Below are 17310 nucleotides of genomic sequence, written 5' to 3' on the forward strand. Positions count from 1 at the left end.
ACCGATCCGGTGTGCGGGCGCGGAGCAGGAACGGGGGCGAAGCCCTGCCGATGGGATCCGGCAGGGCTTCGCCGCCTCACCACCGGGTCACGAGCCACCGACCCGTACGTCCAGGAACACCGGACGCTTGAGCGGGAAGTGCGTTCGTCCCTGCTCGTCGGCCATCTTCCAGTAGATCTTGCAGTGACCCGGCTTGCTCGGCGTGCGGACGGTCACCGCGATGTCCACGGCCTCTCCCGGGCTCGTCTGCGGGATGGCGACGGCTGTCGGCGCCTGGCAGGGCGCGTCGTTCACCCGCGCCAGGTAGCGGTTCGCCCACGGCACGGTGCCCGTGTTGCGGATCCTCCAGACCTTCGTGAACGAGGAGTCGGGCGGCACCAGCGACCCGTCGGGATAGGTGATGTCGCCTTCGAACCGGGAGTCGTCATGGTCGGGCGAGGCGGCGACCGGTGGTGTCACGCCGGCATTGCTTCCGCCCGTCTGCCGGTCGACCATGACGACGGCGAGCACGGCGCCGGCGAGGGCGGCCACGGCCGCACCGACGCCGACGCCGACGCGTCGACGGCGCGCCCGGCCGGGCTCCTCGACCTCGCCGGTCGCGGACCGTGGCGTCGCCTCGGACGCCGTGGACGTCGCCGCCACCCCGGCCGGTTCCGGCATGACGCCCGCCGCCGTGGCCGTCTCCGCCGCCGGTTCCGGTGCCACGTCGGCCGCCGACGTGGTGTCCGTCGGCTGCCCGGCGGCCCTGGTCCGTATCCAGCGGTCCCGCCACTCCTTCTCGGTGGCCCGCGGGTCGTGGCCGAGCCGGTCGACGGCGAGAACCCGGACGAATTCCCAGGTCGTCTCCCAACTGGGAAGACTCCGGCCCTGCGCCGCGGCGGCCAGGGACGACTTCGAGGCCGCGGCGCCCAGGCGCACCGACATCTCCTCGTACGAGGGAGCGCCCGCGTCCTGCTTCAACCGCCACAGGCGGTCGGCGAAGGCGCCCACCGGGCCGGAACCGGGATCAGGAGGCGTCGGCCGTCGCCCCCGCCGTCGCGGTCCCCGATGCTGCCCCTGCGTTTCCTTCTCCACGTCCCCCACCTCGTCACCACCGAGCAGGCAAGCGCGGCCGCGCATCCGGCGCGTGCGCCACCATATCCGTGCCGTGATTCCGACCCCCGAAGGCGTACGGCAGCGGCAGCGGGTAGAAGCACAGGTCACGCCATTTCTCGCCGATTCCGTCGGTGCTGGACGCGCGGCGATTCCGGCTCGCGCCGGTGACCGTCGACGCGCGACGCGAAACAGTCGTGAGCTGCGGCCAAATGCATTCCTGTCGCCCGGAACGACGTCATTGAGATTTTCACCACTCGATCGGCCCGACGTTCGCGCCGGCCACCCCACACTCGGCCGCACGGCGACAACGGAAGCGCCCGGGTGCCCATGCGGCGGACCGGGCTTCCGCTCATCCGCGCCGGGGGCCACGACCAGCGTGGTACGACTGCACCAGCACTGGCCCGACGCGCACGGAGTGGGCGGGACATGACGATCGGTGGCTGGCGGGGACTGCTTCATGCCCGCGAGGGTGAGCTGCTTCTCGACCTGGTCTTCGTCTTCGCGCTCACCCGGTTCTCCGAGCGTCTGATCGAGGACTTCACGACGGAGCGGCGGATCGTCCTGCCGGAACTCGGCCAGACTGTGCTGCTGCTGCTCGCGCTCTGGCTGATCTGGATCCACGCGGCGTTCGTGACCAGCGTCCTCGGGCCGCGGGATCGGGCGGTCCAACCGGTGATCGTCTGGATCATGTTCGGCAGCATGATCATCGCGGTCACGTTGCCCCACGCGTTCGGCGACCGCGCGGTGGTCTTCGCGATCACGTACGTCGCCATCCAACTCGGCAAGCCCGTCGTCCTGATGCTCGGACGGTACGACCGCGAGGGCCACGCCCCCGCGCGGGCGCTCTGCTGGGCGGCGCTGTCCGCCGTCCCCTGGCTCGCCGGGGCCGCCCTCTTCGCATAGAGTCCCACACGCGGGATCCTGTGGACGCTGGCGCTGGCACTGGACTACACGGGGCTCTTCCTCGGCTGGCCGGTACCACGGTTCGGCCGCACCCGATTGCACGACTGGAGAATCGCCGGCGAGCATCTCGCCGAACGCTTTCAGCAGTTCGTCATCATCACGCTCGGAGAGACGATCCTGCTCACCGGACTGACGTTCGCCGAAAAGTTCACCCCCGACCGGGTGGCACCCACCGTGGTGTCCTTTGCCAGCACGGTGCTCATCTGGCGAATCTACTTTCACCGGGCCGGGGCGCTGTTTCCCGCGGCCATTGAGACCGTCCCCGACCCGGCCCGCCTCGGTTGGTCAGCGGTCCACACCCACCTGATCATCGTGGCCGGCATCCTCGCGACCGGCGTCTCCCACGCACTGGTCATCGACAATCCGGTCGGGCACGAGGACCCGTTGTGGCTCGCGGTCATCCTGGGCGGGCCCGCGCTGTTCCTGGCCGGGCGTTCCCTCCTGGAGTACCAGGTGTTCGCCCGGGTCTCCGCGTCCCGGGTCGTCGGGCTGCTCGCGCTTGCCGCCCTGGTGCCGCTGACGGTCGCCCGGACACCGGCGACCGCCGCCAACGCCCAAGTCGTCGTCCTGGCCGCAGTGGCGGTGTGGGACGCGATCCGCGAGCGGAGACACCCGGGCGAGGCGCCCGCACCACCGTCGCGTCGGCCCGCCACCTGATTCACACCGGCGCCAAATCGGCGTTACCGGACGACGCCGCGCCTTCTTGACTAGCGTGGGTGCGGAGCCGATCAGCGGGAGGTGATGCCGGTGACGATGGAAGCGGAGCGCACCCTGCGGGCGGAGGACGTCAGCCACCTGGCGGAGCTCGCCGCCCAGTTGCGGGTGGACTCGATCAGGTGCAGCACGAAGGCCGGCTCCGGTCACCCGACCTCGAGCCTGTCCGCCGCCGACCTGCTCGCCGTGCTGATCTCCCGGCACCTGCGGTACGACTGGGCGGACCCGGGCGGTCGCGCCAACGACCATCTGATCTTCTCCAAGGGCCACGCCTCGCCGCTGCTGTACGCGGTCTTCAAAGCCGTCGGGGCGATCACCGACCAGGAGCTGGTCGACACGTACCGTCAGTTCGGGTCGCGCCTGCAGGGACACCCGACGCCGGCGCTGCCCTGGGTCGACGTCGCCACCGGTTCGCTCGGTCAGGGGCTGCCCGTCGGCGTCGGGATCGCGCTGGCCGGTCGGTACCTCGACCGGCTGCCGTTCCACGTGTGGGTGCTCTGCGGGGACAGCGAGACGGCCGAGGGCTCCGTCTGGGAGGCCCTGGACAAGGCCGGCCACTACGGCCTGCACAACCTCACCGCGATCGTCGACGTGAACCGGTTCGGGCAGCGCGGGGAGACCGAGCTGGCCTGGGATCTGGACACCTACCGGCGACGGGTCGAGGCGTTCGGTTGCCAGGCGATCGTCGTCGACGGCCACGACCTGGTGGCCGTCGACGACGCGCTCGGCCGGGCCCGGCAGGCGACCGGCCCCACCGTCGTGCTCGCGCGGACAGTCAAGGGCAGCGGGGTGCCCGACGTCGAGAACCAGCCGGGCTGGCACGGCAAGCCGATGAAACCCGAGGCGGCCGAGCGGGCCGTCGAGGCCCTCGGCGGCGTACGCCAGATCCGCGTCACCGGGCCGCGGCCCGAGCCGGCCCCGCCCGCCGCCACCCCGACCGGCGGGCCACCGGAGCTGCCGCGCTACGACCGGGGCGCGAAGGTGGCCACCCGGAACGCGTACGGTGATGCGCTGCGCGCGCTCGGCTCACGGCCGGACGTGGTCGCCCTGGACGGCGAGGTCAGCGACTCCACCCGCGCCGACCGGTTCGCCGAGGCGTACCCCGACCGGTTCTTCGAGATGTTCATCTCCGAACAGCAGATGGTCGCCGCGGCGGTCGGCCTGCAGGTGCGCGGCTACCGGCCCTTCGCCTCGACCTTCGCCGCCTTCCTTTCCCGCGCCTACGACTTCATCCGGATGGCCGCCATCTCCCGCGCCGACATCGCCCTGTCCGGGTCCCACGCCGGCGTGGAGATCGGGGCGGACGGCCCGTCGCAGATGGGGCTGGAGGACCTGGCCGCCATGCGCGCCATCCACGGCTCCACCGTCCTCTATCCCAGTGACGCCGTGTCCTGCGTCGCCCTGGTCGCCCAGATGGTCGACCGCGCGGGCATCACCTACGTGCGCACCACCCGGGGCGGGTACCCCGTCCTCTACGACAACGACGAGACCTTCCCGATCGGCGGCAGCAAGCAGGTGCGCGGCGGTGGCGACGACCACGTCGCGCTCATCGGCGCCGGGGTGACGGTGCACAACTGCCTCGCCGCCGCCGACGAACTGGCGGGCGAGGGCATCAACGCCCGGGTCATCGACCTGTACTCGGTCAAGCCCCTGGACTCCGACCGGCTGCTGGGCGCCGTCCGGGACACGGGCGGCCGGCTGGTGGTCGTCGAGGACCACTACCCGCAGGGCGGGCTCGGTTCCGCCGTCCTCGAGTCGCTGGCGGACCTCGCCGTGCCCGCCCGGGTGACCCGCCTGGCGGTACGGGGGCTGCCCACCTCCGGGACGCCCACCGAGCTGATGGACCAGGCGGGTATCGGCGTGACAGCCATCGTCGAGGCGACCCGCGCCCTGCTGGCCAACACGCACTGACCGCCGGCCCCGGTCGGGGTCCCCGGCGGTCAACGTGGCCGTCGTGTCGGGTGTCCGGTGTCGGAGAAGAGAGGACCGGTCCCGCGCGACGGTCCGGCCCTCTCCCCCGGCCCGCCGACGTTCAGAGAAGGCCGTCGGCGATGCCCAGCGGCCCGGTCGTCGACGCCGAAACCTCGCCGTGCGCGCCGGCGTCACCGTAGACGTGACCGCTCACGCCGGTGTCGACGGTGCCGGTGACGCCGGAGACGACCCCGTCCACCTGCCCCGTCACGCCGCCCGCGGTGGACGGCACGTCCACCGCCAGGAGCACGCCGCCGGAGCCGTCGCCGAGGCCGAGCCCACCCAGGGTGTCGTCGACTCCGAGCGAACCGACGACGCCCTCCACCTGGCCGTGCGTGCCGGCGAGGGGGCCGCCGAGCAGGCCGTCGGCGACGCCGAGCAGGCCCGAGTCGGTGGTCGCCAGCAGCGCGTCCGGGCTGGCGACCGTGGTGGTGACGTCCCCGACCGCCGGGGCGGTCGCGACCTCCACCGCGCCCACCACGTCCGCGTCGAGCGTGTGGGCCACGTCGTGCACCCCGGTCAGGTCCGTGGCCAGGCCGTCCGACCCGACGCCCACGCCGATTCCCGGCAGCACGTACGCCCCTGCCGTCACGCTGCTCGGGTCCACGGCGATCGCGCCCAGGGCGCCGGCCGCGACACTCACCCCGCTGTCCGAGCTGCTGACACTGATCTGCTGCGTGACGTACTGCAACTGGCCGACCACGTCGGTGGCGTCGGTCACCAGCGGCCCGAAGCCGAGCTGGCCGGTGACCGAGGTGACCGCCGAAACGCCGTACGCCGGAACGTGGTCGACCACCAGCGGGACGACCTCCTGCACGTCCGCGACGGTGATGTCGGTCAGCCCCGCCGCCAGGAGCTCGCCCTGCGGGTCGAGCTCGAAGGCCGACAGCGCGGCCGAATCGGTGACCAGGTTGAGCACGAAGTCGTGCAGGGTCTGGTGCCCCTCCGCGTGCACCGTCTGGTGCGATTCCACGTGCGCGGGCTGCTGCGTGTCCGCCTGCGCACTCTGGTGCGAATCCGCGTGCAGGGTCTGGTACGAGTCCATGTGCGGGTACTCCTCGGAAGAGGGCCATCGAGCGTCGACAGCGACGCTATGGCCGACGCCGGGACGGCACATCGGGGATGCGCCCGCAAGCTTGCCGGCCCGATCCGGGCCGGCACCGCTCGCGGAGCCAGGGGGGACGGGGATCCGTGCGCCGGGGGTGGGCCCGCTATGCCCGGGGGGCGTACCGCGGACGATAGGGGCTCTAGGGGGTGCCCCTCATCGGTGCGAGGGGCGTCGGCTGCCGGTCATGCCTTCGGCGGGGAGAGCGCCGTGCGGAGCTGCCGGCGTGAGCTGATTCCGAGCTTGCCGAAGACGTTGCCGAGGTGCCACTCCACCGTGCGGGGACTGATGAACATCTGGGCGGCGATCTCGGAGTTGGTGTGTCCGTCTCTGGCCAGCCTGGCGATCTGTGCCTCCTGGCTGGTGAGTTCGGTGGCCGTTTCGGCCCGCCGCCTGCGTACCGTTTCCCCGGTGGCCAGAAGCTCCCGACGGGCGCGCTCGGCGAGACCGTCGGCTCCCATCCGGCTGAATGCCTCGTAGGCGGAACGTAGCTGGGTGCGGCTCTCCTGCCGGCGGTTCTGGCGACGCAGCCACTCGCCGTACAGCAGGCGGGCGCGGGCCAGGTGGACGACGATGCGACACCGGCCGAGGTGCTCGATCGCCTCCCGGTAGAGCGCATCGGCAACCTGTTCGTCGCTGAGGAGCGCCCGGGAGCATGCCTCCACGCCAAGGGCCCAGTGCGTTCCGCTCGCGCGGGTACGTACGGTGAGCTTGTCCAGCGCCGCCGCGGCGGGCTCCGGCTGCCCGCTGCGGGCGGCAGCCTCGATCAGTTCGAACAGCGCCCACCCGAAGAAACCCAGGTCCTCGTACTGGCAGGCCCGGGTCGCGGCGGCCAGCGCCGTCTCGTAGTGGCCGAGGCCGTTGTACAGCGCCGCGGTCGCGTAGTGGGCGAGGCTGACCGTTCGTCCCTCCCCCCAGGCGCTCACCTCCTCGATGGTCGTCTCGATGAGGTCCATCGCCTCGGATTCCTCTGCTCGCCAGGCGTTGAGGACCAGTGACGTGTACATCATCGGTGCGCCGCCCGTCGCCGCCGAGATGGCGGTCGCTTCGTCGATCAACGCCGAGGCGGTACCGAACTCTCCCGCGAAGACGTGGTAGCCCGCCTTGTACGTCAGGGCCATCGGGAGGACGGAGAGCGCCCCCGTTTCGCGGGCGATGCGGACGGCGGCGTTCGCCATCTCGTGCCAGGCGTCGTCGTCCCACACCTCTGGGACGAGCGGCTCGGGTATCACCCGGAACGCCAGCCACAGCCAGCGGCTGTCCGCGTCCGTCGCGCCGGATCGCTGTTGCTGCCGGATGATGTACAGCGCACGCTTGACGGCGTCGACGCCGGCCGCATGACCATCGATGATCAGCCCCGCCATGGCGTCGAGGAGGACGTCGACCTCCCGTGACGGCGTCGGCGGCGAGGGTCCGGCGCGGACCGCCTCGGCCACCGCCCGCTGCCCGGGCCCTTCACTGAGACGGCCGGCGAAGATCGCCGCGCCGAACGCCTCCAACAGCGTGTCACGGGCAAGGGCGGCGTCGAGGGGCGCGAGCCGGTGCGCGGCGTCGAGCAGAAGCCGCGGTGCGGTACCGCAGCGGAGCCGGGAGAACACCAACCGGGCTCGCAACCGCTCGAGCCGGGCCCGCCGCAGGTCGTCCAGTGGGCCCGCCTCCGCGACCGCCAGCAGGTTGTCGGCCTGTTCCGCGCCACCGGCCTCGATGTCGAGCTGCGCGGCGGCCAGCGCTCGGGCGACGCGTCGCGCGGGATCGGGCGTCAGCTCCGCCGCCCGCCGCAGGAAGCAGGCGGCGGCGGCGGCTCCGCCCCTGCCCTGCGCGCGGTCGGCCGAGAGCTCCAGATCGGCGGCGACGCTCTCGTCGGGCCCGGGGGCGGCCTGAGCACGGTGCCACGCCCTGCGGTCGGGATCCAGGTGGGGATCGGTGGCCTGCGCCAAGGCTCGGTGCGCCGTCCGGCGATCCGCCGGGGGCGTCCGTTGGTAGACGGCGGAGCGCACCAGCGGGTGGCGGAAGCGCACCCTGGCGCCGAACTCGACCAGTCCTCTGCTCTCGGCCGGGCATGCGGCGTCCGCCGGGATCGCCTGCAGACCGGCTGCGCGCCACAGCAGGCCTCCGTCTCCGGTCGGCTCAGCCGCTGCGATCACCAACAGCCGCTGACTGTCCGGCGGTAAGGACAGGAACTGCTGGTGGAAGGCATCCTCCAGGTGGTTCGCCACGGGGTCCCGGCCGGCGAGCCAGAACCCGCCCGCCAACTCGGCGGGTCCGAGCGCATGTGGCAGGTGCAGCAGGGCCATCGGATTGCCGTGAGCCTCGGCGACGATCCGGTCCCGCACCAACGGGTCGAGCGGGGCGGGGCAGGCCGACGCCAGAAGGGCACGCGCGTCGGCCTCGCTGAGGCCCTCCACGACCAGCTCCGGAAGACCGGCCAGCTCACGAGCGGGCTCCCGCAGCGCGAAGATCAACGCGATGGGTTCCGCCATCAACCGCCTGGCGACGAACGCCAGCACCCCCATGGACTCGTCATCGAGCCACTGCGCGTCGTCGACGAGGCAGGCCAACGGCCGGTTCTCCGCGGCGCCGGCCAGCAGTCCGAGCACCGCCAGGCCGACGAGGAAGGGACTCGGTGCCTCGCCCTCCTGCAGCCCGAACGCGACGGCCAACGCATCGCACTGCGGTCCGGGCAACTCGTGGAGCCGACCCAGCATCGGCGCACAGAGCTGATGGAGGGCGGCGAACGGAAGGCCCATCTCCGACTCGATGCCCGCGATGGCCAACGTGCGGAACCCGGCCGCCCGGCCGGCTGCGTGATCCAGCAACGCGGTCTTGCCGATCCCGGCCTCCCCGCGAAGGACCAGAACCGCACTGCCCCCGGCCCGTACCCGGGCGAGCACCCGCTCCAACGCGGCCAGCTCCCGGCCTCGGCCTCGCAGTTCGACGCGCGTGTCGATGGCGGGCACCCCCATGCGTCGATCTTCCTGGTCGCGGCGTGCCAGGCCGCGCGACCAATGCGGTCATTTTACTCAAATCGGGTCGGCGCTCTCCGGGTCAATGTCGACCCGGAGGTGACCTCGCGGGTTCGGGGCGGACGTGGCGAGTCACCCCAGACTGGACGTGACCTGCCCAAAGGTCGCCGATCCGAGGCGCGAGGAGCGCCACCCCGGGGTTCGGCCACGGGGCCGGACCCGGGGGTTTCCCTGGGGCGGCGCACGCCCACCTCGGCGATCGTGGACGGGCCGGCGCACGAGGGGCACGGACCCGCCAGGACAACGGCCCCACCCGGACGCCCTCGTGCGAAAGAAGGCCGGCGCATGCCGTTTGTCAGCGGCAAAGGGCAGAACGCCCGTTTCAATCACCCATCAGCACAGAAAGGAAACCCTGCATGTCTGCCACACAGGACGTGCCCGCGATTCGACCGTTCCGGGTCGAGGTCCCGGAGGCGGAGCTCAAGGAGCTGCGAAAGCGCATCCTGGCCACGCGCTGGCCCGAGAAGGAAACCGTCGACGACCAGTCGCAGGGCCCGCAGCTCGCCACGATGAAGGAACTCGCGCGCTACTGGGCCTCGGAGTACGACTGGCGCAAGGTCGAGGCCAGGCTGAACTCCCTGCCGCAGTTCATCACCGAGATCGACGGCCTCGACATCCACTTCGTCCACGTGCGGTCGAAGCACGAGAACGCCCTGCCGCTCATCGTCGCGCACGGCTGGCCGGGCTCGATCATCGAACAGCTCAAGATCATCGAGCCGCTGACCGATCCCACCGCACACGGCGGCACCGCGGAGGACGCCTTCCACGTGGTGATTCCGTCGATGCCCGGCTACGGGTACTCGGGCAAGCCGACGGCGACCGGCTGGGGGCCGGACCGCATCGGTCGCGCCTGGGTGGAGCTGATGAAGCGCCTCGGCTACGACCGGTTCGTGGCGCAGGGCGGCGACTGGGGCGCGGTCGTCGTGGACCTGATGGCCGCGGAGGCGCCCGACGGGCTGCTCGGGATCCACACCAACATGCCCGGCGTGATCCCGACCGAGATCGACAACCTGTTCCACAAGAACATCATCGGGGCGGCCAACGCCCTCGAGTCGCTGCCGGCCGATCTCTCACCGGAGGAGCGGCAGACGTGCGAGCAGTTGGACTTCGTGTGGAAGCACGTCACGTACGCCCTTCAGATGGCCGCTCGCCCGCAGACGCTGACCGGGTTGGCGGACTCGCCCGTCTTCCTGGCCGCCTGGATGCTCGACCATGACGCGGCGAGCCTGGCACTGATCTCACGATCCTTCGCCGGGGTGCCCGAGGGTCTGACGCGCGACGACGTCCTCGACAACATCACCCACTTCTGGCTGACGAACTCGGGGGTCTCCGCGGCGCGACTCTATGCGGAGAACAGGTTCTCGTTCTTCGGCGTCAAGGGTGTCACGATCCCCGTTGCCGTGAGCGTCTTCCCGGACGAGCTCTACCAGGCCCCAAAGAGCTGGGCAGAGCGGGCGTACCCCGATTTGATCCACTACAACCGGGTCGACAAGGGCGGTCACTTCGCGGCGTGGGAGCAGCCGCGAATCCTCGTGGAGGAGGTGCGCGCCGGCTTCCGGTCGCTTCGCTAGGCGACCGCGCCTGACCGGCGGAGCATGCTCCGACCAGCGAGGGCGGCCGAGTGGCTCACTTCCAGCCTCTCGGCCGCCCTCGCCCGGTCGCCTACTGGAATCGCGCCGCTCGACCCTGCGGCTGGCGTCCTGTTCGTACCATGGCGCCCTGGGTGTGGGAGGTCGTCATGTCGGTCCGGAACCGAGCAAATACACCGTGGCTCCCGCCGCGCTGGTTCATCCGTCTGGCCTGGTCGGTGCACCGGGGCCTGTACCGGGTCTGCCGCGGCCGGGTCGGCCTGTGGCGGCCACGCGCGAATCGCTGGGGCACGCTACGGCTGACCACCACCGGGCGCCGCACCGGTCAGCAGCGCAGCGTCATCCTCGGGTACGTCGAGGACGGGCCGAACCTGGTCACGTTGGCGATGAACGGGTGGGGCGAGGCCGAGCCCGCCTGGTGGCTCAACCTGCAGGCGCACCCGGACGTGACCGTCGACCTGGTCGACGGGCAGCGACCGGTACGCGGTCGCGCCGCGACCGGTGACGAGCGGTCGAGGCTGTGGGCCCGCTGGTGCGAGATCGACACGAATCTCGACGGCTTCGCGGCGCGGCGGCCGTCCGAGACCGCGGTGGTGGTCCTGGAGCCGGGATTCGGCACGTCGGACGCGGGGAGCGCGCGGGAGCGTCCCTAGTCCTCGTCCGTGACGCGGATGATGACCTTCCCGGGCGCTCGGGGGGCGTCGGGCCCGAATGCGGCCACCGCCTCCGACAGGGGCCGGATCGCTCCGATGTTCGGGGTGAGTCGTCCGTCGCGCAGTCGCGCGGCCAGTTCGGTGAGTTGAGAGCGGTCGGCTTCGACGACGAAGAAGACCGCGCGGCCGTTCTGGGGCTGGACCTCTGGCGGGCCGGCGATGGTGACGAGCGTGCCGCCGGGACGCACGAGTGCGGTCGAGCGGTCCCGGATGTCGCCGCCGATCACGTCGAAGACCACATCGACCTGTCCGACGTGCTCCAGACTCTCGTGCTCGAGATCCACGAACGCGGCGACGCCGAGCTTCAGCGCGGTGTCCCGGTCGCGCGCACGGCCGGTGCCGATCACTCGTACGCCCACCTCGCGGGCGAGCTGGACCGCGAGCGAGCCGACACCGCCCGCGGCGCCGTGGATCAGGACGGTCTGACCCGGTTCCACGCGGGCGTGGACGAAGAGGGCCTGCCAGGCGGTCAGTCCGGAGATCACCCCGGCCGTGGCCACCGCGTGGTCGACGTCCCCGGGCAGCGGGGCGAGGTTGCGTGCCTCGACGGCCACGTACTCGGCCAGCGAACCGTTACGCGTCCAGTCGGTCAGGCCGAACACCCGCTGTCCCACGCTCAGCCCCGTGGTGCCGTAGCCCAGCTCGGTCACGACACCGGACACCTCGTGCCCGGGAACGGACGGGGTACGGTCCCGGCCGGCCCGGTCGGTCCAGGTCCCCGGCCAGGTCAACTCCCCGGGGGTGAACCCTGCCGCGTGCACGCGCACCATGACCTCGTTCTCCGCCAGATGCGGGTGCGGCAGCTCGGTCAGCGTCAGCCCGGCCAGTCCGGCCTCTCGATCCCGCACAGTGATCGCTTGCACAACAGCTCCCCTCTCTGGTGAGGTCCGTGCGGCACCGTCATCCCGATGGGCTCCGCTCCGTCACATCCTCTCCGGTGTCCGCACCGGACGGGGCAGGATTACCGATCTGCCCAACGGTTGTGGGGCATCGACGCGGCGTGCGCGGCCGGTTGTCGCATCACGACACCGACCGGCCGGATGCCGGTGTCGTATCCGGCCGAAGCGCCAACGCCACCAGGCGTCGTCCGGACCCGCCGCCGGCCGACGAACATGCCTAGGGCGTGCCGCTACACCTACGTGATCATGACGTGATTGGCGCGCCGTGGCTCGGGCTGGACCATGGTCAGCAGGCTCTCGCCCTCGGCGAGGACGGCGTCGCGCTGATCCGCCGTAAGGGTGCGCAGCGACGTGATCCGTAACGTCGCCGCGCCGTCGTCGACGGTGACCGCCCAGGTGCCCGCGACCCGGCCGTCGACCAGCAGGAAGCGGGCACCCGCGACGCTCAGCCCACGATGCTCGGTGTCGATGACGCGGCTGCGGTCGTCGTAGCCGAGCACCGCGTTGTCGAACGCCGGCAGGAAGCGCGGCGGCGCCGGGGTCTCCGGGTCGGGCAGCGCGCCGTCGGGCACGTCGAGCAGCTCGCGGCCGCGCTCGTCGCGGAACGTGCGCAACCGCGGTCGCAACCGGTGGACCGACTCCCGCAGCCCACTCAGCCCCGACCAGGCGCGGATGTCAGCACTGGCCGCCGGGCCGTAGGCGGCGAGGTAGCGCAGGACCAGCGCGTCGACGGTGGCCGGCGAGGCCGGCTCCAGCGGGCGGCCCAGCCACGCCTCGATGGTGGTGTTGTGCGCCGCGCCGCGCTCGCCCCAGACCCCGCGGGGTGGCACCTGCACGAGCGGCACGAGGGTGCTGAGCGCGTCACCCAGCCAGCGCGGCTCCACCCCCGGCCAGCGGTCGGCGATCACGCGGGCCGCGTCGGTCAGCATGCGCGGGCGCTCCTCGAACAGCGGCCGGCCCAGTTTCGTCAGCTCGTCGAGGTCGACGCCGGGCAGCACCCGGCGCAACGTCGACCACATGCGTTTGACCAGCATCGCCTGGTGCACGGGCCGGAGCGCGAGGCAGTCCCGTGCGGTCACCAGGTGGAGGGTGCGGCGCATCAGCAGCGTGCGGACCGCCTCGCGACTCAGCAGCAACCCGGCCAGCGCCGACGGCTGGAAGCCGGCCAGCCGGCTCCACAACCCGACGTACGGCTCCAACGGCTCCTGCGCCTGCAACCCCACCAGGTGCTCGAGGGCGTCGGCGACCGGCATGTCGTGCCGCTGCAGCAGGAGCTGGCGGGACAGGAGCGCCCGGTTGAGGGCGCGGCGGTCGAGCACGCTCATGGGGCTGACGCTATCGCCCACCCCGGACACTCCCCAGGCGCCAGCCGCTGTCCGCCCCGCTATCCGGGGCGCTTCGCCGCCAAGCCGGTGCACCGCTGTGCGGTGGCGAGTTTGTCGAGGATGCGCTGCTCGCCACGGCCGGTGGCCGGCACCGGCTGGCCGCTGCCGGAGACCACCGCCGGGACGAACCGGCTGTCCACCACTGTCCGGCCGCGTACGACCAGGTTCAGTACGCCGGAGTCCGTGCTGTGCGACTTTCCGTACCAGAGGAAGTTGCCCAGTCCGTAGTGCACGTAGGTCGCGCCCAGCCAGCCGTCACCCAGCAGCGTGTGCGCGTGCGTACCGACCACGATGTCGGCGCCGGCCGCGGAGAGCTTTCCGGCGAACGTCTTCATCTCCCCGCTCGGGCACGACCTGCCCTCGACGCCCCAGTGCATGAAGACGATAACCAGGTCGGCCTGCTCCCGGGCCGAACGCACCGCGGCGGTGGCCCGCGCGGGATCGAACGCCATTGCCACCCCCGGTCGGCTGTCCGTGGCCCGCCACGACCCGGCCAGGTCGTGCACCTGCGACATGCCGAGCACCGCGATCCGCAGCCCTCGTACGGTGGTGAGCCAGGGCGCATACGCCGCGTCGGCGTCGCGGCCCGCGCCGAACACCGGGTACCGGGCTTCCGCGGCGGCGTCGAGGGTGTCGGAGAGCCCCTGCTGGCCGTAGTCGAGGATGTGATTGTTGGCGATCGACACCGCGTCGACCCCGGCCGCGCGCAGTGCCGCGAAGGCGGTCTTCGGGGCCCGGAAATGGTAGGTCTTCGGCTGTGGGGTGCCCCGGTCGGTCACCGCCGTCTCCAGGTTGAGCAGCGCGACGTCGGCGTCGCGCAGCGTCGACGCGATCGCCCCGAAGGCCGTCTCCGGATCGTCGAGCAGGCGCAGGGTGCGGCCGGTGAAGTGGACGTCGCCGGCGAAGGCCAGCCGCACCTCGGCCGGCGCGCTCGGCTCCGGCGTCGCGGTGGCGGACGGCGTCGGACCCGACGTGGCCGCGCGCCAGACCGGCGTCTGGCCGGTCGATCCGGCGGCGCATCCGGCCAGCCCGGCGCCGACCGCGACCGCCGTCAACGCCGCCAGCGAGGTACGCGCCGTCCCGCGGAACACCCTGGCGAGGGTACGCTCTCCGGGCGACGCCCGGGACCCCCGGCGGCCACCACCGACCGCCGTACCAGCGCGGGCTTTGCCTGCCCGGCAGCGCGCAACGCCGGCGGGACCGCCACCGCCGCGATGGCGAACAAGGACGGGCCAGGCCACCTCGGGGCGAGGTGATGATCACCACGCAGAGCCAACTCTTCCCTCACGGGAGAGTAGGGTCCGTCAGAGTCGTCAGGGTCTGACGTGCGCCCGGCCGGGTGCGCCTGAGTGGAAATGGCTTCATGTCTTCAGTGTTGTCCGCGGTGTCCCGGCCGCGCCTGCCCCGTCCGTCCTGGCTGTCACCGAAGGTGCTCCGCACCGAGGTTCTCGCCGGTCTGGTCGTCGCTCTCGCCTTGATTCCCGAGGCGATCTCCTTCTCGATCCTGGCCGGCGTCGATCCTCGGGTGGGCCTGTTCGCCTCGTTCACGATGGCGGTCACGATCGCGGTTTGCGGCGGTCGTCCGGCGATGATCTCCGCCGCGACCGGCGCCATCGCCCTGGTCGTGGCGCCGCTGGCCAAGGAGCACGGCTTGGACCACCTGATCGCGGCGGTGATCCTCGGTGGCGCGATTCAGGTCCTGCTCGCGGCGCTCGGCGTAGCGAAGTTGATGCGATTCATCCCGCGCAGCGTCATGGTCGGCTTCGTCAACGCCCTGGCCATCCTGATCTTCGCCGCGCAGGTCCCCCATCTGCTCGGCGTGCCGTGGCTGGTCTACCCACTCGTTGCGGTGGCGCTGGCGATCATGGTGGGGCTGCCCCGGCTCACCCGCGCGGTCCCCGCGCCGCTGGTGGCGATCGTTGTGCTGACCGTCGCCACGGTGACCGTCGGCGTAGCGGTGCCGACGGTCGGGGGTGAGGGCGCCCTGCCGGACAGCCTGCCCACCCTGGGTGCGCCGCAGGTCCCCTGGACCCTCGACACGCTCACCCTGATCGCCCCGTACGCCCTGGGCGTGGCGCTGGTCGGCCTGATGGAGTCGCTGATGACCGCCAAGCTCGTCGACGACATCACCGACACGCACTCCAACAAGACCCGGGAGTCCTGGGGACAGGGCGTCGCCAACATCGTCACCGGGTTCTTCGGCGGCATGGGTGGCTGCGCGATGATCGGTCAGACCATGATCAACGTGAAGGCGTCCGGTGCACGTACCCGGCTGTCGACCTTCCTGGCTGGCGTGTTCCTCCTGATCCTGGTCGTCGCGCTCGGTGACGTGGTTGCGGTCATCCCGATGGCCGCCCTGGTCGCCGTGATGATCATCGTGGCGGTGTCGACCTTCGATTGGCACTCTGTCGCACCGAAGACGCTGAAGAAGATGCCGTACGGCGAGACGATCGTCATGCTGGCCACCGTCGCGACCACCCTGGCCACCCACAACCTGGCCGTCGGCGTCGTCGTCGGCGTGCTCACCGCCATGGTGATCTTCGCCCGCCGGGTCGCCCGTCTGGTCGAGGTCACCAGCGTCCTTGACCCGGACGGCAGCACCCGGATCTACTCCGTTCATGGTGAGCTCTTCTTCGCCTCCAGCAACGACCTCGTCGGCCAGTTCGACTACGCCAACGACCCCGAGAACGTGGTGATCGACATGACCCACGCCCATGTCTGGGACGCCTCCTCCGTCGCCGCGCTGGACGCGATCACCACGAAGTACGCCGCCCGGGGCAAATCCGTCGAGATCGTTGAGTTGAACAAGCCCAGCGCCCGCATCCACAACACCCTCGCGGGGCAGCTCGGAGTCGGCCACTGATGGCCGCCGCCAGCCGCGGCGCCGGGTCGGAGCAAGCCTCCGGCCCGGCCTCCGGTCGGTTGATGCAGATCGGGGAGGCCGCCGAGCGGGTGGGGTTGAGCATCCGAACCATCCGCCACTACGAGGAAGTCGGCCTGATCGTGCCCGCTGCGCGCAGCGAGGGCGGCTTCCGCCTCTACACCGGGTCCGACCTGGACCGCCTGGCCGTGGTCAAGCGGATGAAGCCGCTCGGGTTCACCCTCGACGAGATGCGGGGCCTCCTCGTCGTCCTCGACGCGCTCGACACCGCCACCGGCACCGAGCGGGCCGAGCTGCTTGACCGGCTCGGCATGTTCCACCACGCCGCGACCGCTCGGGTCACCGCGCTTCGCGACCAACTCGCCATGGCCGAGGGCTTCGCCGGAACGCTCCGCGCCAAACTTGACCACCACGGCGACCCGGGCGCCTGACTCCCCACCGCCGGTCGCTCGCGTCGCGTATAGGGTTCGCCCGTCGGCGTTCGCCTTGCGATCATCCAGTGGTGACCTCCTACGTGTCCCACACCACCGTTGACTGTGCCGACGCCTACGCCTTGTCCCGTTGGTGGCAAGCCGTCCTCGACTACCGCGAAGACCCGGACGATCCGAACAAGCCCGGCCACGAGGAATGCATGATCTCCTCCCGGGACGGACGGCACCGCCTGCTGTTCATCGAGGTGCCGGAAGCAAAGCAGGTCAAGAACAGAATCCACCTCGACCTGCGTCCTGCCGAAGGCACGCGCGACGCGGAGCTGGCGCGGCTGACCGAGCTCGGTGCGGCCGTCGTGTTCGACCGCCGCAACGCCGACGGAACGGGATGGGTCGTGCTCGCCGACCCGGAAGGCAACGAGTTCTGCATCCTTCGGAGCGACGCCGAGATCGCTGGCGGGCGGCCCTGACGGCATACCCGGACTGCCCCTGTCCATGGATGCGCTGAACTGCCTTCTCAACCATGGGGAGCCGGTTCTGACTG

12 protein-coding genes and 1 pseudogene are annotated in these 17310 nt (G+C 71.6%); 7 read left to right on the forward strand and 6 right to left on the reverse strand.

What is annotated here, in order from left to right; genetic code table 11:
• Window positions 1-87: 87 nt before the first annotated feature.
• A complete protein-coding gene (locus ACN26Y_RS27530; protein ID WP_422733759.1) occupies window positions 88-1074 on the reverse strand; it encodes an NBR1-Ig-like domain-containing protein in 987 nt (328 codons plus the stop codon).
• Window positions 1075-1521: 447 nt separating this feature from the next.
• Here ACN26Y_RS27530 and ACN26Y_RS27535 point away from each other — a divergent pair.
• Together ACN26Y_RS27535 and ACN26Y_RS27540 are read left to right on the forward strand one after the other, a co-directional pair.
• A pseudogene (locus ACN26Y_RS27535) lies at window positions 1522-2715 on the forward strand (low temperature requirement protein A).
• Window positions 2716-2811: 96 nt separating this feature from the next.
• Window positions 2812-4683, forward strand: a complete 1872-nt coding sequence (locus tag ACN26Y_RS27540) for a transketolase (RefSeq protein WP_422734974.1) — start codon at window positions 2812-2814, stop codon at window positions 4681-4683.
• Window positions 4684-4804: 121 nt separating this feature from the next.
• Here the strand turns inward: ACN26Y_RS27540 and ACN26Y_RS27545 are convergent, their stop codons facing one another.
• Together ACN26Y_RS27545 and ACN26Y_RS27550 are read right to left on the reverse strand one after the other, a co-directional pair.
• Window positions 4805-5788 carry an IniB N-terminal domain-containing protein gene (locus ACN26Y_RS27545; RefSeq protein ID WP_422733761.1) on the reverse strand — a complete coding sequence of 328 codons (984 nt, stop codon included), beginning with the start codon at window positions 5786-5788 and terminating at the stop codon, window positions 4805-4807.
• Window positions 5789-6033: 245 nt separating this feature from the next.
• The gene (locus ACN26Y_RS27550; protein WP_155333057.1) at window positions 6034-8811 is read right to left on the reverse strand and encodes a helix-turn-helix transcriptional regulator; all 2778 of its coding nucleotides are present in this window, start codon (window positions 8809-8811) and stop codon (window positions 6034-6036) included.
• 416 nt (window positions 8812-9227) lie between these two features.
• Here ACN26Y_RS27550 and ACN26Y_RS27555 point away from each other — a divergent pair, with 416 nt between their 5' ends.
• On the forward strand, window positions 9228-10442 hold the full coding sequence (locus tag ACN26Y_RS27555) for an epoxide hydrolase family protein (protein WP_422733762.1): 1215 nt from the start codon (window positions 9228-9230) through the stop codon (window positions 10440-10442).
• A 167-nt stretch (window positions 10443-10609) separates the two neighbouring features.
• On the forward strand, window positions 10610-11113 hold the full coding sequence (locus ACN26Y_RS27560) for a nitroreductase/quinone reductase family protein (protein WP_155333059.1): 504 nt from the start codon (window positions 10610-10612) through the stop codon (window positions 11111-11113).
• Here the strand turns inward: ACN26Y_RS27560 and ACN26Y_RS27565 are convergent.
• The 3 genes from ACN26Y_RS27565 to ACN26Y_RS27575 form a co-directional block, all read right to left on the reverse strand.
• The gene (locus ACN26Y_RS27565) at window positions 11110-12021 is read right to left on the reverse strand and encodes an NADP-dependent oxidoreductase (RefSeq protein ID WP_230688800.1); all 912 of its coding nucleotides are present in this window, start codon (window positions 12019-12021) and stop codon (window positions 11110-11112) included. The two genes, ACN26Y_RS27560 and ACN26Y_RS27565, sit on opposite strands and share 4 nt — an antisense overlap.
• 287 nt (window positions 12022-12308) lie before the next feature.
• Window positions 12309-13397, reverse strand: coding sequence for a winged helix DNA-binding domain-containing protein (locus ACN26Y_RS27570; RefSeq protein WP_155333061.1), 1089 nt, complete (start codon window positions 13395-13397; stop codon window positions 12309-12311).
• Window positions 13398-13456: 59 nt separating this feature from the next.
• The gene (locus ACN26Y_RS27575; RefSeq protein ID WP_230688801.1) at window positions 13457-14548 is read right to left on the reverse strand and encodes a CapA family protein; all 1092 of its coding nucleotides are present in this window, start codon (window positions 14546-14548) and stop codon (window positions 13457-13459) included.
• A gap of 272 nt (window positions 14549-14820) precedes the next feature.
• On the opposite strand from ACN26Y_RS27575, the gene ACN26Y_RS27580 reads away from it, so the two are divergent.
• The 3 genes from ACN26Y_RS27580 (at window position 14821) to ACN26Y_RS27590 (ending at window position 17236) form a co-directional block, all read left to right on the forward strand.
• On the forward strand, window positions 14821-16320 hold the full coding sequence (locus ACN26Y_RS27580; RefSeq protein WP_155333062.1) for a SulP family inorganic anion transporter: 1500 nt from the start codon (window positions 14821-14823) through the stop codon (window positions 16318-16320).
• A complete protein-coding gene (locus ACN26Y_RS27585) occupies window positions 16320-16769 on the forward strand; it encodes a MerR family transcriptional regulator (protein ID WP_155333063.1) in 450 nt (149 codons plus the stop codon). The genes ACN26Y_RS27580 and ACN26Y_RS27585 overlap by 1 nt, the downstream gene beginning before the upstream one ends.
• A gap of 71 nt (window positions 16770-16840) precedes the next feature.
• The gene (locus ACN26Y_RS27590; RefSeq protein ID WP_155333064.1) at window positions 16841-17236 is read left to right on the forward strand and encodes a VOC family protein; all 396 of its coding nucleotides are present in this window, start codon (window positions 16841-16843) and stop codon (window positions 17234-17236) included.
• Window positions 17237-17310 lie beyond the last annotated feature (74 nt).

The organism is Micromonospora sp. WMMD558 (genome assembly GCF_049315255.1).
In the GTDB taxonomy this organism is placed as follows: domain Bacteria; phylum Actinomycetota; class Actinomycetes; order Mycobacteriales; family Micromonosporaceae; genus Micromonospora.

Coding starts and splice junctions, on each gene's coding strand:
- ACN26Y_RS27545 (WP_422733761.1), bottom strand. CDS start 5,788: ATGGACTCGTACCAGACCCTGCACGCGGATTCGCACCAGAGTGCGCAG.
- ACN26Y_RS27555 (WP_422733762.1), top strand. CDS start 9,228: ATGTCTGCCACACAGGACGTGCCCGCGATTCGACCGTTCCGGGTCGAG.
- ACN26Y_RS27585 (WP_155333063.1), top strand. CDS start 16,320: ATGGCCGCCGCCAGCCGCGGCGCCGGGTCGGAGCAAGCCTCCGGCCCG.
- ACN26Y_RS27580 (WP_155333062.1), top strand. CDS start 14,821: ATGTCTTCAGTGTTGTCCGCGGTGTCCCGGCCGCGCCTGCCCCGTCCG.
- ACN26Y_RS27540 (WP_422734974.1), top strand. CDS start 2,812: ATGGAAGCGGAGCGCACCCTGCGGGCGGAGGACGTCAGCCACCTGGCG.
- ACN26Y_RS27560 (WP_155333059.1), top strand. CDS start 10,610: ATGTCGGTCCGGAACCGAGCAAATACACCGTGGCTCCCGCCGCGCTGG.
- ACN26Y_RS27570 (WP_155333061.1), bottom strand. CDS start 13,397: ATGAGCGTGCTCGACCGCCGCGCCCTCAACCGGGCGCTCCTGTCCCGC.
- ACN26Y_RS27550 (WP_155333057.1), bottom strand. CDS start 8,811: ATGGGGGTGCCCGCCATCGACACGCGCGTCGAACTGCGAGGCCGAGGC.